At 67.1% G+C, this 14,715-nt stretch carries 16 protein-coding genes; 7 read left to right on the top strand and 9 right to left on the bottom strand.

Going from position 1 to position 14,715, the window contains the following annotated elements; genetic code table 11:
• Positions 1-53 precede the first annotated feature (53 nt).
• Positions 54-305 carry a WhiB family transcriptional regulator gene (locus EV645_RS03340; RefSeq protein WP_130383822.1) on the bottom strand — a complete coding sequence of 84 codons (252 nt, stop codon included), beginning with the start codon at positions 303-305 and terminating at the stop codon, positions 54-56.
• Between the two features lie 388 nt (positions 306-693).
• On the opposite strand from EV645_RS03340, the gene EV645_RS03335 reads away from it, so the two are divergent.
• The gene (locus tag EV645_RS03335; protein ID WP_157996996.1) at positions 694-1,104 is read left to right on the top strand and encodes a hypothetical protein; all 411 of its coding nucleotides are present in this window, start codon (positions 694-696) and stop codon (positions 1,102-1,104) included.
• 26 nt (positions 1,105-1,130) lie between these two features.
• Here the strand turns inward: EV645_RS03335 and EV645_RS03330 are convergent, their stop codons facing one another.
• From EV645_RS03330 to EV645_RS03295, 8 genes are all read right to left on the bottom strand, one after another.
• Positions 1,131-1,928, bottom strand: coding sequence for an RNA polymerase sigma factor SigF (locus EV645_RS03330; RefSeq protein ID WP_130439618.1), 798 nt, complete (start codon positions 1,926-1,928; stop codon positions 1,131-1,133).
• Between the two features lie 67 nt (positions 1,929-1,995).
• A complete protein-coding gene (locus EV645_RS03325; protein ID WP_130439616.1) occupies positions 1,996-2,388 on the bottom strand; it encodes an ATP-binding protein in 393 nt (130 codons plus the stop codon).
• 97 nt (positions 2,389-2,485) lie between these two features.
• The gene (locus EV645_RS03320; RefSeq protein WP_130439614.1) at positions 2,486-3,262 is read right to left on the bottom strand and encodes an amino acid ABC transporter ATP-binding protein; all 777 of its coding nucleotides are present in this window, start codon (positions 3,260-3,262) and stop codon (positions 2,486-2,488) included.
• Positions 3,262-4,227 (bottom strand): amino acid ABC transporter permease, encoded by a 966-nt coding sequence (locus EV645_RS03315; protein ID WP_130439612.1) that lies wholly within the window; start codon positions 4,225-4,227, stop codon positions 3,262-3,264. The genes EV645_RS03320 and EV645_RS03315 overlap by 1 nt, the downstream gene beginning before the upstream one ends.
• 7 nt (positions 4,228-4,234) lie before the next feature.
• The gene (locus EV645_RS03310; RefSeq protein WP_130439610.1) at positions 4,235-5,149 is read right to left on the bottom strand and encodes an ABC transporter substrate-binding protein; all 915 of its coding nucleotides are present in this window, start codon (positions 5,147-5,149) and stop codon (positions 4,235-4,237) included.
• 168 nt (positions 5,150-5,317) lie between these two features.
• A complete protein-coding gene (locus EV645_RS03305) occupies positions 5,318-6,070 on the bottom strand; it encodes an amino acid ABC transporter ATP-binding protein (protein WP_130439608.1) in 753 nt (250 codons plus the stop codon).
• Complete coding sequence (locus EV645_RS03300) at positions 6,070-6,894, bottom strand: amino acid ABC transporter permease (RefSeq protein ID WP_130439606.1); 825 nt, start codon at positions 6,892-6,894, stop codon at positions 6,070-6,072. The genes EV645_RS03305 and EV645_RS03300 overlap by 1 nt, the downstream gene beginning before the upstream one ends.
• Entirely contained in the window at positions 6,891-7,727 is an 837-nt protein-coding gene (locus tag EV645_RS03295; protein ID WP_130439604.1) for an ABC transporter substrate-binding protein, read from the bottom strand. The genes EV645_RS03300 and EV645_RS03295 overlap by 4 nt, the downstream gene beginning before the upstream one ends.
• A gap of 160 nt (positions 7,728-7,887) precedes the next feature.
• Here EV645_RS03295 and EV645_RS03290 point away from each other — a divergent pair, with 160 nt between their 5' ends.
• From EV645_RS03290 to EV645_RS03265, 6 genes are all read left to right on the top strand, one after another.
• Positions 7,888-9,087 (top strand): NAD(P)-dependent malic enzyme, encoded by a 1,200-nt coding sequence (locus tag EV645_RS03290; RefSeq protein WP_130439602.1) that lies wholly within the window; start codon positions 7,888-7,890, stop codon positions 9,085-9,087.
• 166 nt (positions 9,088-9,253) lie between these two features.
• Entirely contained in the window at positions 9,254-10,408 is a 1,155-nt protein-coding gene (locus EV645_RS03285; RefSeq protein ID WP_130439601.1) for an extracellular solute-binding protein, read from the top strand.
• Entirely contained in the window at positions 10,405-11,349 is a 945-nt protein-coding gene (locus tag EV645_RS03280) for an ABC transporter permease (protein WP_198681443.1), read from the top strand. The genes EV645_RS03285 and EV645_RS03280 overlap by 4 nt, the downstream gene beginning before the upstream one ends.
• Positions 11,349-12,158, top strand: coding sequence for an ABC transporter permease (locus EV645_RS03275; RefSeq protein WP_130439599.1), 810 nt, complete (start codon positions 11,349-11,351; stop codon positions 12,156-12,158). The genes EV645_RS03280 and EV645_RS03275 overlap by 1 nt, the downstream gene beginning before the upstream one ends.
• A gap of 7 nt (positions 12,159-12,165) precedes the next feature.
• Positions 12,166-13,191 carry an ABC transporter ATP-binding protein gene (locus EV645_RS03270; RefSeq protein ID WP_130439597.1) on the top strand — a complete coding sequence of 342 codons (1,026 nt, stop codon included), beginning with the start codon at positions 12,166-12,168 and terminating at the stop codon, positions 13,189-13,191.
• Positions 13,188-14,708 carry an inositol monophosphatase family protein gene (locus EV645_RS03265; RefSeq protein ID WP_130439595.1) on the top strand — a complete coding sequence of 507 codons (1,521 nt, stop codon included), beginning with the start codon at positions 13,188-13,190 and terminating at the stop codon, positions 14,706-14,708. Before EV645_RS03270 ends, EV645_RS03265 begins: the two co-directional genes overlap by 4 nt.
• Positions 14,709-14,715: the final 7 nt, after the last annotated feature.

Genomic DNA, 14,715 nt, shown 5'->3' with positions numbered 1-14,715 from the left:
CGGGAAACACAAAGGCCCCGCGGTGATTCCCGCGGGGCCCCGAGAGGACTTACTCAGGCGGTGCGGATGCGCTGGCGGGCGTTGCGGCGCTTGAGAGCGCGGCGCTCGTCCTCGCTCAGACCGCCCCAGACACCGTGGTCCTGGCCGGCTTCCAGCGCCCATGCCAGGCACTGCTCACGCACGTCGCAACGTCGGCACACCTGCTTGGCTTCCTCGATCTGCATGATCGCGGGGCCGGTGTTACCGATGGGGAAGAACAGTTCCGGGTCCTCGTCGAGGCATACGGCCCGGTGGCGCCAATCCATGGCGGATCCCATCTCTCTCAGTAGTTGACGTAAGCTGACGGGTAGGTCTGTGCCCGATCAGCGGTGTTGTACTCGTCGGTTCGTCTCGCACTGGGGGGTTGTAGTGCGATGCGTTGTGAACGCATTCACGAACGAGACCATGTTCCCAATCTTGGCGGATCGAAACAAGGGTTATGGAGTTGTCGATCCGATCACAACGCTTCCTTAACACTCGGAACTGGCGCAGGGTCGTACGCTCCATCCGGTTATCGGACGGAGCCGCTCTTCCGCAATCACCCGTTCACTGCAGGTAACCGTTCCAACCTTCTTTTGGTTACGCACAACCCTCAAATCCCTGTAGGGCCTTGGGTCCGGCGAGGCCCCCAGGACGTGGCACTAAGCTGGCGAAGTGCCGACCGACTCCCCAGCTGCCGCCGTCCCGAGACCGCTCAAGTTAGCTGCGGCAGTGGTCGGTTTGGAAGGCCTCGCACTGATCGTTCTCGGAATTGGCGAAGCCTTGACGATTCATGGCGATCGCTTGGTGCTCGGCCTGACCACGGCCGGCTTCTTCCTCGTCTACGGCGTGGCTCTGGGCTTCGTCGCCCGCGGTCTGTGGAAGGCCGTGCGCTGGAGTCGCGGGCCGACGGTATTCACTCAATTGATCCAGCTCCTGGTGGCGTACAGCTTCTGGGGCGGATCGACCAAGGCCGTCACGATCGCGCTCGCCGTCGCGGCCCTCGCAGTACTGATCTGCGTGTTCCAGAAGGCATCCACCGAAGCCCTGGCCGGTGGCGAAGCCAACGATCACCCGGTCCTGTAACGATGCTGTAGCGGTGTTGTAGGCAGCTATTCCTTCAGCAGACCGGCGCGGAGCTCGGTCAGTGTCCGGGCCAGCAGCCGGGAGACGTGCATCTGCGAGATCCCGATCTCCTCGGCGATCTGGGACTGCGTCATACCGCGGAAAAACCGCAGTGTGAGGATGCGCTTCTCGCGGGTGTCGAGCTGTGCCAGCAAGGGTTTGAGCGACTCCCGGTACTCGACGCTCTCCAGCGCCTCGTCCTCGCCGCCCAGGCCGTCCAGGACCGTGGTTGCGTCGGTCTCGTTCTGGTCCGGAGCGTCCAAGGACAAGGTGTTGTAGGCGTTTGCGGACTCGAGCCCTTCGATCACCAGATCCGGTGACAGCCCGAGCCGGTCGGACAGCTCGGCCACGGTCGGCGCCCGGCCGAGCTCTTGCGTCAGCTCGGCGGTGGCTGCGGTCAGTGACAATCGCAGCTCCTGCAAGCGGCGCGGCACGCGGATGGCCCAGCCCTTGTCGCGGAAGTACCGTTTGATCTCACCCAGGATCGTCGGCGTCGCGTACGTCGAGAACTCGACGCCGCGATCGGAGTCGAAACGGTCGATCGCTTTGATCAGGCCGATCGTGGCCACCTGGACCAGGTCGTCGTACGGCTCGCCGCGGTTGCGGAACCGGCGCGCCAGATGCTCCACCAGCGGCATGTGCAGCGACACCAGCCCGTCCCGCGCCGCGGTATGGGCCGCGTCGCCCGGCCCGGTGGCCGCGGCCATCCGGCTGAAGAAGTCCGCCGTCCGGGTACGCAGATCCGTGGATTCCCGAGGCTCGCTCGGGATTTGCTCGTCGGTCACGCCGAAGCCTCGCTGGCACTCAGCTCCGGTGCGACCGACAGCGCTGCTGTGCTCTTGGCTCGCTTGCTCACAGGCTCTCCGTCGCGGTGGCGGTCGCCGTCACGGTGATGGTCAGCCGGCCGTCGATGGTTTCCGCCGCGGCGGACTCGACCAGTGCAGTCAGGACGGTCCAGCCGAAGGAGTCGGTGTCCGGCATCCAGCCGCTGCGCACCAGCGCGCTCGCGCGCACGGTCAGCTGCGGCGGCTCGATCTCGAACACGCAGTCCAGTACGCCGTCGGCCGCCTCCGGCAGCAGCAGCGCGCATGCCTCGTCGACGGCGATCCGCAGGTCGTCGATCGCGTCCAGGGTGAAGTCGTTGCGGGCAGCCAGGTTGCCGACCACGGATCGCGGTACGGCGATGTAGGCACTGTCCGCCGGGATACTCAAGCGGACCTCAGCGGCTCGTCCCGTGCTGCTCACATCGTCTCCCTCGTATCGACCCTGACGCCGTACATCATCCAACCTCACGGACGCTGATGCACGGCGAACGGGGCCGACCGCGGGAAATCCCCTGAAATCAGGGGTGTTCGTGCTCCGAGCGGAGCCTCGAGAGGAACGCCTGGGTGCGGGAGTGCTGCGGATTGCCGATGACGTCCTTCGGCGGACCGGCCTCGACGACCACGCCGCCGTCCATGAACACGACCGTGTCGGCGACCTCGCGGGCGAACGACATCTCGTGGGTGACCACGATCATCGTCATCCCCTCGAGCGCGAGCTCCCGCATCACCGCGAGCACCTCGCCGACGAGTTCGGGGTCGAGCGCCGACGTCGGCTCGTCGAACAGCATCAGCTTCGGCTGCATCGCCAGCGCCCGCGCGATCGCCACCCGCTGCTGCTGACCGCCGGACAGCTGCGCCGGGTAGGCGTTGCAGCGATCTGCGAGCCCGACCCGGTCGAGCAGCTTCATCGCGCGTTCGCGGGCGGTCTTCTTCGACTCACGCTTGACCTGGGTGGGCGCTTCGACGATGTTCTCCAGCGCGGTCTTGTGCGGGAACAGGTTGAACCGCTGGAACACCATCCCGATCTCGCGCCGCTGCGCCGCGATCTCCTTGTTCTTCAGGCGGTACAGCTTGCCGTCGCGGTCGGCGTACCCCATCAGTTCGTCGTCGACCCAGATCCGGCCGCCGTCGATCGTCTCGAGCTGGTTGATGCAGCGCAGGAACGTCGTCTTGCCCGAACCCGACGGCCCGAGCAGACACACCACCTGCCCGCGATCGACATCGAGATCGATGCCTTTGAGCACTTCGTTGTGGTGGAACGATTTGGTCACATTGACCGCGTGAACCAGCGGCATCAGGCGCCTCCTGCCCCGGCCGGCCGCGCGGCGCGCGGTGCCTTGGTCCCGAAGCCGCGACCGAAGTGCCGCTCGAGGAAGTACTGGCCGACCATCAACACACTGGTCGCGGCCAGGTAGTACAGCGTCGCGGCGACCGCGATCGGGAATGTCTTGTAGTACGTGCTGCCGATCGACTGCAGCTGGTAGAACAGCTCGGCGATCACCGGTACGGCGAGCAGCAGCGACGTGTCCTTCAGCATCGCGATCGTCTCGTTGCCGGTCGGCGGCACGATCACCCGCATCGCCTGCGGCAGCACGACCCGGCGCATCACCTTGCCGCTACTCATCCCCAGCGCCTCGGCCGCTTCGGCCTGGCCCTTGTCGACGCTCATGATGCCCGCGCGCGCGATCTCGGCCATGTACGCCGCCTCGGACAGCCCGAGCCCGATCACACCGGCGACGATGCCGGTGAAGACCTGGTTGGCGTCGAGGGTGAAGAACCGCCAGTCACCGGACATCCCGAGCCAGTCCATGATCTTCCAGTCGAACGGGATCCCGAACGCGATGCCCTGCGGGAACAGGATCCCCAGCGTGCCCATCGTGAACAGCAGGATGTAGCGCGGGATGCTCCGGAAGAACCAGGTGAACACCCACGACACCCCGGCCAGGATCGGGTTGTCCGAGAGCCGCATCACGGCCAGCAGGACGCCACCGCCGACGCCGACGATCATCGACAGCACGGTGACCAGCAAGGTGCCCTTGAGGAAACCGTGGATCACCGGCTGCTGGTTCATCGCCTGGAAGACGAAGCGCCAGTCGAAGGCCTTGTTCGTCACCAGCAGGTGCACCAGCATCCCGGCCAGGATCACGATCACGGCGATCGCGACCCAGCGGCCGGGATGCCGGACCGGTACGGCGTTGATCGCCCCCGGCCGATCGGGGCTCGCGTCCGCCGGCCGGGTCTCGGTTGTGTCAGTGCTCATCGGAGCCTCACGGGTTCACGGCGAAGTCGGTGAGCGCACCCGAGTCGTTGTTCCACTTCTGCAGCGTGCTCTTGTAGGTGCCCTCGGTGTTCAGGGCCTTCAGCGCCTCGGTGATCGACTGCGCGAACGCCGTCTCCGCCTTCGGGATCACATAGCCGTACGGCGCGGCGTCGTAGATGTCACCGAGCTGCTCGAGCTGACCGTTGGTCTGCTTGATCGCGTACAGCACGACGGGGGAGTCGGCCAGCATCGCGTCGGCCTTCCCGGCGACCAGGTCCGCGGTGGCCTGGTCCTGCTTCTCCCGGACGACCAGCTTGATCTCCGGCTTGCCGGCGGCCTTGCACGCGGCCTGCCGCTTCGGCATGTCGTCCTCGAGCTGCGTCGTACCCTTCTGCACCGCGACGGTCTTGCCGCACGCGTCGTCGGCCTTGACGCCCTTCGGGTTGCCCTTCGCGGTCGCCCACAGCGTGCCGGCGTTGAAGTAGCTGACCATGTTGACCTGCGCCTTGCGCTTGTCGTTGATCGTGAACGACGAGACGCCGACGTCGTACTTGCCGCTCTGGACGCCGGTGATGATCGTGTCGAAGCCGGCCGGCTGCCACTCGACCGTGACGCCGAACTTCTGCGCCACCGCGTTGAACAGGTCGACGTCCATGCCGACGACGGTCTTGCCGCCCTGCAGGAACTCGTTCGGCGGGTAGCTGGCGTCCACGCCGACGACGATCTTCCCGGCCGACTTGATCTTCGGCGGCAGCGAGCCGCTCAGATCCGGGCCGCTGCTGGACGGGCCGCTCGACGGAGCGCTGGAGGGGGCGCTCGACGGTGAGGTGGACGAGCCACCTTCGAGAGAGTTCGAACCGCAACCGGCGGCGGCGAGAACCAGGACACCGGACAACGCGAGTGTCCTACGCAGGACAGACATCTAGGTCCTCCAAACCCGGGCACCGGTCGGCCCCGGTGCCATGTGTCCGCATCTTGACACAGCGACCTGCGGGCAGCGCACGGACCAACCGGGAAAGGAGACCTATTCGTAGTCGTCACCGCCCGTCACGCTGCGGCCCGTCGATCACCCGGGCACGCAGCGTGACGATCAGGCCGGTTCGACGTGTGTCGGGTCGAGAACGCGGCGGAGGAAGGTGCGGGTGCGTTCCTCCTTCGGGCTGCCGATCACGTCGGCGGGCGGGCCCTGCTCGACGATGACGCCGGCGTCCATGAACACGACCCGGTCGGCCACCTCCCGGGCGAAGGCCATCTCGTGCGTGACGACGAGCATCGTCATCCCGTCCAGAGCGAGTTTGCGCATGACCGTGAGGACGTCGCCGACGAGCTCCGGGTCGAGCGCGGACGTCGGCTCGTCGAACAGCATCAGCGCCGGGTCCATCGACAGCGCCCGCGCGATCGCGACACGTTGCTGCTGGCCGCCGGACAGCTGCGCCGGGTACGCGTGGATCTTGTCGCTCAGCCCGACCCGCTCGAGGTTGGCGCGGGCGATCCGGTCCGCGTCCTGCGGTCCGCGCTTCAGAACGGTGCGCTGGGCAACGGTGCAGTTGGCCAGCACGGACAGGTGCGGGAACAGGTTGAACTGCTGGAACACCATCCCGATCTGCTGCCGGGCCGCATCCAGATGGCAGTCCGGGTCGGTGATGTCCTCACCGCGGACGATCACCTGCCCCTCTTGGGGTTTCTCGAGCAGGTTCACGCAGCGCAGCAGTGTCGACTTGCCCGATCCGGACGGACCGATGACACAGACCACCTCGCCCTGCTCGACGGTGAAGTCGATCCCACGCAGGACGTGGTTGGTGCCGAACGACTTGTGCAGATTCTTGATCTCTACCAGTGCCATCAGCGCGTCCTCGCCGTTCGGGCCTCGAGTCTACGGGCCAGGATGCCCAGCGGGAGGGTGATGACCAGGTAGCAGAAGCCGCAGACCACGATCGGGGTCAGGTTCGAGTACGTGTTGGCCAGGTCCCGGCCGAAGCCGGTGAGCTCGTACCCGTCCGCGGCGACGCCGATCATGAACACCAGCGAAGAGTCCTTCACCAGCAGGATCAGGTCGTTCGTCAACGGCGGCAGCACGATCCGGAACGCCTGCGGCAGAACGATCTTCCGCATCGCCAGCCCGGCCGGCATGCCGAGCGACCGGGCCGCCTCGACCTGTCCCTTCGGCACCGCCTGGATGCCGGCCCGGATCACCTCGGCCATGTACGCCGATGCCACGATCCCGAGCGCCAGCCACACCACGCCGTACGGGTCCCACGGGATCGTCATACCCGGGAACGCCAGCGGCAGCAGGCTGAACGCGATGAACACCACGATCGCAGGCAGACCGCGGAAGAACTCGATGTACGCCGTCGCGATCCACCGGTACGGGCCGACCTGGCTGAGCTTCATCAGCGCGAGCAACGTGCCGCCGGCCAGACCGATCACGAACGCGCCGGCCGTGTACTCGAGCGTCTTCAGCAGGGCCTTGAGCACGCCGTCGGTGAACGTCGACTTGATGAACTCCGGCTTGAAGAACACGCTGCCGATCTGGTGCCAGTTCGCGACGAACACGGCGACCAGGATCAGGACGACGAGTACGGCGTACTGGATCCAGCGGGAGCGCTGGGCCCGCCGGCGCGGGCTCAGCCCCTTCCGCTCAACAGGTGTGTCGGTCGAGGTGCTCACTTCTGCGGCTCAACCCCGAACCACTTCTTGTAGATCTCGTTGTACTTGCCGTCGGACTTGGCCTTGGCCAGCAGCTCGTTGAACTTCGAGACCAGCTTCGGGCCGCTGCCGTCCTTGAGCGCTCCGAAGCCGTACTGCTCACCGGTGTTGAACTCGGCGACCACGGCCATGTCCGGGTTGTCCTTGACGAAGTCGTACAGCACGCCGTTGTCGTTGATCGCGGCGGCGACCCGGCCGGACTTGACGTTGTTCTCCTGCAGCGCGAGGTCGTTGAACGGGATCACGGTGTACCCGTTGGCCGCGGCGTTCTCGTCGGCGTACTTCTTGCCGGTGGTGTCGGCCTGCGCGCCGATCTTCTTACCCCGCAGGTCGGCCAGCGACTTGATGCCGGAGTCCTTCTTCGCCATCAGCACCTGGGTGGCGTCCATGTACGGATCGGTGATGCTGATCGCGGCCTGACGCTCCTTGGTGATCGTCATCGCGCCCATGCCCATGTCGCACTTCTTCGCCTGGAACGCGGCGCCCGACGTCACCTGGGCCCACTCGATGTTCACCACGTCCTGCTTCAGGCCGAGGTCGTCGGCGACGAGGTTGAGCAGGTCCACGTCGAAGCCGACGACGTCGGTGCCGTCCTTGTACTGGAAGGGCTTGTACGGCAGGTGGGTGCAGACGGTGAGCTTGCCGGGCTTGACCAGCGTGATGCCGGCCGCCTTGGCCTTGTCATCGGAACCACCGCTGCCCGAGTCGCTGCCGCAGGCGGACAGGGACAGTCCGAGTACGGCGGCCAGCGCGACAGCGGCTCGAGTCTTGCGGAGAGTGGGGACGAAATTCATCGCGAGTTCTCCTCGACAGGGATTGTGAATCCCGCATCCTGGCACACGAGGGGGGTGTGGGACCCCTCACAGCAGACCAGTGAGGTCTGTGGTTTACTTTCCGCACGGGCGATCCCCTGCTTCTGAACACTGAATCCAAGTCTTCCGAAAGGGTCCGTCCATGGTCGCCCAACCCCTTGAATCGCCTGTCTCCGACCCGTTCGCGGGTGATGCCGTCTTCGAACTGCACCGCGGCGGCAAGATCGAGGTGTCGTCCTCGATCCACGTCCGCGATGCAGATGACCTCTCCAAGGCGTACACGCCCGGTGTCGCACGGGTCTGCACCGCGATCGCCGAAGACCCCTCGCTGGTACGCCGGTACACGTGGAAGTCCAACGTGGTCGCTGTCGTCACCGACGGCACCGCCGTCCTCGGGCTCGGCGACATCGGCCCGGCCGCGTCGCTGCCGGTGATGGAGGGCAAAGCCCTGCTGTTCAAGGAGTTCGGCGGTGTCGACTCGGTGCCGATCGCGCTGGACTGCACAGATGTGGACGAGTTCGTCGAGACGGTCGCGCGGATGGCGCCGACGTTCGGCGGGATCAACCTCGAGGACATCTCCGCGCCGCGCTGCTTCGAGATCGAGCGCCGGCTGAAGGAGCGGCTCGACATCCCGGTCTTCCACGACGACCAGCACGGTACGGCGGTCGTCGTACTCGCGGCTCTTCGCAACGCGCTGCGGGTCACGGACAAGTCGATCGAGGATATCCGGGTGGTGATCTCCGGCGCCGGTGCGGCCGGGGTGGCCTGTGCGCGGATCCTTCTGCAGGCCGGCGTCGGCGACCTCGCCGTGGTGGACAGCAAGGGCGTGCTGCACGAGGACCGCGCCGACCTCAACCCGGTGAAGCTGTCGCTCGCCCGCGACACCAACACCGGCGGCCTGTCGGGCCGGCTGGTCGACGCGCTCGAAGGCGCGCACCTCTTCCTCGGCGTCTCCGGCGGAACCGTGCCGGAGGAGGCCGTCGCGAAAATGGCCCCCGACGCGATGATTTTCGCGCTGGCGAACCCGAATCCCGAGGTGCACCCGGATATCGCGCACCGGCACGCCGCGGTGGTCGCGACCGGCCGCTCGGATTTCCCGAACCAGATCAACAACGTGCTGGCATTCCCGGGGATCTTCCGCGGTGCCTTCGACGCCAACGCGTCGCGGATCACCGAGGGTATGAAGCTCGCCGCCGCCAACGCCCTCGCCGGGCTGATCTCGGCCGATGACCTGCGGCCCGACTACATCATCCCGTCCCCGTTCGACGAGCGCGTGGCCCCCGCGGTCGCCGCCGCGGTCGCCGCAGCCGCCGCGACCGACGGGGTGGCCCGTCCGGCCTGACCCCGAAGTGTTGCTCAGAGCAACTTTCCCTCGGCGTCGTTGGTTGTTTTCCGCCAGTTATCAAACGCTTCTTGGAAACCTATTGACTTAAGAAACCGCCGCAGCCACCATTGGCGTGGTTTTGCCCGCCGGGCATTCCGCAAAGGACCGATGGTTGGAGGCTTCCATGAAGCTCAGGCCCGCATTCGGAGCCGTCGCGGCGGTTGTCGCCGCGACCCTCGCACTGGGTGGGTGTGCGAAGAGCAGCACCGCCGCGCAGGGTGGCGGGGCCGGCGACGTGAAGACGGTCAGGGTCTTCATCAGCGGCGACACGAACATCCAGAAGCTCTGGGCGAACGACCTCGGCCCGGCGTTCGAGAAGGCCAACCCCGGCTACAAGGTGCAGGTCACACTTGACCTGCACGGCGAGCACGACGCCCAGACGATGGCGAAACTGTCGGCGTCGGTCGCGCAGAAGAAGGACCCCGGCTTCGACGTGGTCGACGGCGGCTTCGTGCCGAAGGCATCGACCGCGAACCTCCTCGAGCCGGCGGACTCCTCGAAGATCTCCGCGCTGGCCGACATCCCGGCCGACGTCGTCAAGGCCGGCGGCACCGGCGGGATCCCGTACCGCGGATCCTCGGTGCTGCTCGCCTACGACACCAAGGCCGTCCCGGCCCCGCCGAAGACGCTGGACGACCTGCTCGCGTGGATCAAGGCGCACCCGGGCAAGTTCACCTACAACTCGCCCAAGTCGGGCGGTTCCGGCGGATCGTTCGTGGCAACCGTGCTCGACAAGTACGTCCCCGCCGACGCCCGGCAGAAGATGACGGTCGGCTACGACAAGGGGCTGGAGTCCAACTGGGACCAGGGCTTCGCGACGCTGCACGGTCTCAACCCGTACGTGTACCAGAAGGGCGTCTACCCCAACGGCAACCAGCAGGTGCTGGACCTGCTCGCCAACGGGCAGATCTCGATGGCGCCGGTGTGGTCGGACATGTTCACGACGGCGGTCGCGAACGGCGCGATCCCCGCGACGGTAAAGTCCACGCAGATCTCCGACCCGTCCTTCACCGGCGGAGCGGCGTACCTCGGCATCCCGGCCAACAGCCCCAGCAAGGACGCGGCGCTGAAGCTGGTGAACTTCGTCGAGCAGCCCGAGCAGCAGGCGATGATCGTCAAGGACATCTCGGGCTACCCGGCGATCTCGATCGACAAGCTGCCGCAGGAGCTGCAGGCCAAGTTCGCGAACGCCGACACGAACAACCTGCGCAAGGGCTACTTCGACTCGATGACCAAGGACCTCAACCAGCTCTGGGACCAGAAGGTCCCCGGCAAGTGACGGCAGAGGTCGAAGCCCGCCCCGCGGTCGTGGTCCGGCCCGCTGCCCCCGCGGCGGCGGGCCAGACCCGGGGCTTGCTGATGGCGCTCCCGCCGATGGTGCTGATCGCGTTCTTCATCGGCTTCCCGGTCGTCCTCGCGTTCGGCTTCAGCCTCGGGTTCACCGGCGGTCTCAACCGCACCGTCGCGCTCATCGGCCAGAACGTCCACACGGCGCACGGCATCGTCCCGACGCTGTCGGCGTACGCCGAGATGTTCACGAACGCACGGTTCCTCGGCGATCTGGTCGTCACGGTCGTCGTCACGGTCGTGAGCACCACCGTCGTCATCCTGCTCGCGGTCGGCATCGGGCTGTACCTGAAGTTCTCCGGCGGGCTGATCGGCAAACTGCTGTCCGCGCTAGCGGTGATCCCGCTGTTCATCCCGGTGGTCATCGCCTCCTGGGCAATCCTCGGCTTCTACTCCGCGAACGGTTTCCTGCGCAGTGTGGCGGCCAACCTCGGACTGGGCTTCCCGGTCTGGTCCTACACGCTGGTGACCGTCGTCATCGGCTCGGTGTGGACGTCGCTTCCGTTCGCGACCCTGTTGGTCACCTCGGGGCTGCAGGCCGTCCCGCAGGCGATGATCGACGCCGCGCGCGACGCCGGCGCCTCGTTCTGGCGGGTGGTCGGGAGCGTCGTGGTTCCGATGGCGGGTGTGCCGATCATCATCGCGACGACGTTCACCGCGATCGGCATCCTCGGCTCGTTCACCGTGCCGTACTTCACCGGCCCGAACTCGCCGAACATGCTCGGGGTCGACATGTCGAACTACTTCTCCGCGTTCAACCAGCCGCAGCAGGCCGTTGTGATCGCCTTCATCGTGTTCGCGATCGCGTCCGGGATCGCGGCGGTGTACGTCTGGGCGAACTTCCGCTCGGCCAAGGAAAGCGGGGCGGTTTGATGCCCAGGGCACTGTCTCGCGGCGTGGTCGTCCTGCTTGCCGCACTCCTGGCGTTGTTCATCATCGGGCCGCTGCTGTGGCTGGCCATGCGGGCGTTCGCGGCGAGCTGGACGTACCCGGACCTGCTCCCCGACGCGTGGACCTTCCGGTGGTGGAGCGTCGTGTTCAGCGATCGGGCGCTCGGGGTCGCCGTACAGAACTCGCTGTTCTTCGCTCCGATCACCGTGCTCGTCTCCGCGGTGATCTGCCTGCCGGCCGCGTACGCGTTCGCGCGCTTCGAGTTCCCGGGCCGGCGGTTCTTCCTGATCGGGGTGTTCGCGGCGAACTCGTTCCCGAAGATGGGGCTGTTCGTCTCGCTCGCCGCGCTGTTCTACGCGCTCAACCTGATGAACACGATCCTCGGCATCCTCGTCGTCCACGTGCTCGGCACGGTCGTGTTCATGACCTGGATCCCGGCCGCCGCGTTCGCCGCCGTACCGCGCAGTCTCGAGGAGGCCGCGCGGGACGCGGGCGCATCGAAGCTGCGGACCTTCTTCAGCGTGACGCTGCCGATGGCCCTGCCGGGGATCCTGGTGGCCGCGATCATGAGCTTCCTGTCCTCGTTCGACGAGGCCCAGGGCACGTACCTGGTCGGTGCACCCGACTACATGACGATGCCGACCCAGATGTACAGCCTCGTGCTCAACTACCCGACCCAGGTGGCGGCGGTCTTCTCGATCCTGCTCGCCATCCCCTCCGTCGCGTTGCTGCTGGCCGCGCACAAGCACATCGTCGGCGGCCACCTCGCCGAGGGCTTCCAGATCAAGTAAGGGCACCATGACCACATCAGATTCCGGCGGCCTCGAGATCGAAGGCCTGCACAAGGTGCTCGGCGGCCGGAGCATCATCCACAGCCTCGACATGACGGTCCGCCCGGGTGAGCTCGTCTCGCTGCTCGGCCCGTCCGGCTGCGGGAAGACCACGACGCTGCGGATGATCGCGGGCTTCCTCACCCCGGACGCGGGCTCGATCAAGGTCGGCGGCCGCGAGGTCGTGCACCTGGGGCCCGAGCACCGTCCGAGCGCGATGGTGTTCCAGAACTACGCGCTCTGGCCGCACATGACCGTGGCCAAGAACGTCGCCTTCCCGCTGAAGCTGCGCAAGCGGCCGAAGGCGGAGATCGCCGAACGCGTCGACGCCGCCCTCGAGCTGGTGAATCTCCTGCACCACAAGGACTCGCGCCCGGCGCGCATCTCCGGCGGTGAGCAGCAACGGACGGCGCTCGCGCGGGCGCTCGTCCAGGAGCCGGAACTGCTGCTGCTCGACGAGCCGCTCAGCAACCTCGACGCGAAGCTGCGCGTGAAGGTCCGCGAGGACATCCGCGAGATCCAGCAGCGGCTGGGCATCACCACCGTCATCGTCACCCACGACCAGGAGGAGGCGATGTCGGTCTCGGACCGGATCGCGGTGATGAACAACGGCCGGATCGAACAGTTCAGTACTCCGGCCGACCTCTACGGAACGCCGGCCACCGAGTTCGTCGCGACGTTCATCGGGAGTCTCAACCGGCTCGAAGGCGCGATCAAGGACGGTCGGGTCGTGCCAGGCCCGGGCGTGGTCGGGATCCGTCCCGAGGATGTCGTCTTCGGGACCGAGACGCATCCTCGCGGGCTCGCCGCGACCGTCGAACGGGTCGTCCCGCGTGGGCATTTCGCCGAGCTGCATCTGCGCCGCGAGGACGCCGTACTGCGTGCGTATGTGACCGGTGTCCCGCCCGCTGTCGGCGCTTCCGGCTGTGCGCGGATCGAGAAGTGGCTCGAGTTCGAGGACGGTCAGCTCGTCGGCCAGGGAACGGCGGAATGAGTACTGCCACCGCACACCGAGGCGATGTCGAACGGCACCGGGAGAACACGATCGCGGCGGTGCGCTCGGCCATCGACGCGGGCGCCGAGTTCATCGAGATCGACGTCCGGGTGACCCGGGACGGTCGCGTCGTAGTTCTGCACGACGAGACCCTCGAGCGTCTGTGGGGTCTCGACCGGGAGGTCTCGCAGGTCGACTGGGCCGACGTCGCGGCGCTCGGCGAGGGCGAGAACCGCATCCCGCTCCTCGCGGACGTTCTCACCCTCGCGGCCGGGACGTCGTCGACTCTGTTGATCGACAGCAGTACGCCGGAAATCGTCGATGCCGCGATGCGGGTCGTGCTGGGCTCGGGAGTACGGGTCGCCTGGTGCGGCGCGCTGGAGGCGCTGAGGACCGTCCGGGCGCTCGACCCGGAGGCGAGCATCTGGCTCCCGTGGGACCGCCGCGACCTGCCGTCCGCGGACGTCCTCGCGGAATTGCGGCCCGACGTCGTCAACACGGAGTACCTCCTCCTCAGCGCCGAGCTCATCGACGTCGTCCATCGTGCGGGACTCGATGTCGCCTGCTGGACGGTCGACGACGAGGACGCGATGCGCTGGGTCCTCGCCCTCGGCGCGGACGTCGTCACGACCAACCGGCTCGGCGTACTCCGGAAGGTCGTCGCCGAAGGCCGGGCGTCCTGGGAAGAAGCGCCCCGGCCGGTCAAGCTCACAGATGACGAGCTTGTGGAGGCTATTGCCGTCGCCGGCGAACTCGCGCGGTGGGCCAACGACTTCACCCGCAATGCCGACCTCGGCGACGTCCGTACGAAGGCAAACGCCGCGGACCACGTGACAGCCGTCGACCTCGCCGTCGAAGCGCATGTCCGGAAGGTCATTGCCGAACGGCTCCCCGGCCACCTCGTCGTGGGGGAGGAAATGGGTGGCGTGGCCCGTCCAGGGGTTCCCTGCTGGTACGTCGACCCCGTCGACGGGACCGCGAACCTGGCCAACGGCGTGCCGTGGACGGCGTTCTCGCTCGCCCTGGCCATCGACCGCGAGCCGTTCGTTGCCGTGGTGGGCGATGTCTGGCGCGACCAGGTGTTCGCCGCTGTCGCGGGCAAGGGTGCCGAACTCGACGGGCGGCCCCTCGAACTTCAGACCTCGGACCGTGCTGAGTCGGGTCTGGAGGGGAGGATCGTGAGCACCGAACTGCTGAACCACTCGCCGTGGCCCGGCATGGACCTCTTCCTCGACGGGCTCCGCGACCGGTTCTGCACTCTTCGGGTGATGGGGTCCGGGACCCTCACCCTCGCCGGTCCTGCGGCCGGTCGCGGCGTCGGAGCCGTGATCGAGCGCTTCAGCCCTATCGACCACCTGGCCTCCGCGCTCGTCGTCCGGGAAGCCGGTGGCGTCCTCCTCGATGACAACGGCAACGAAACCGTGTGGCCCGAGTCCGGCGGCATCCTGGCGGCCCGCCCGGAGTACGCCCAGGAGCTCCACAAGCTCTGGTCCGTGGCGCGGAGGAAGGGCGTCTAAGGTGGTC

The sequence above is a fragment of the Kribbella rubisoli genome (assembly GCF_004217145.1).
GTDB classification, from domain to species: domain Bacteria; phylum Actinomycetota; class Actinomycetes; order Propionibacteriales; family Kribbellaceae; genus Kribbella; species Kribbella rubisoli.
Note: the sequence above shows the minus strand (reverse complement) of the source record. Positions and strands in the feature narration are given on the sequence as shown.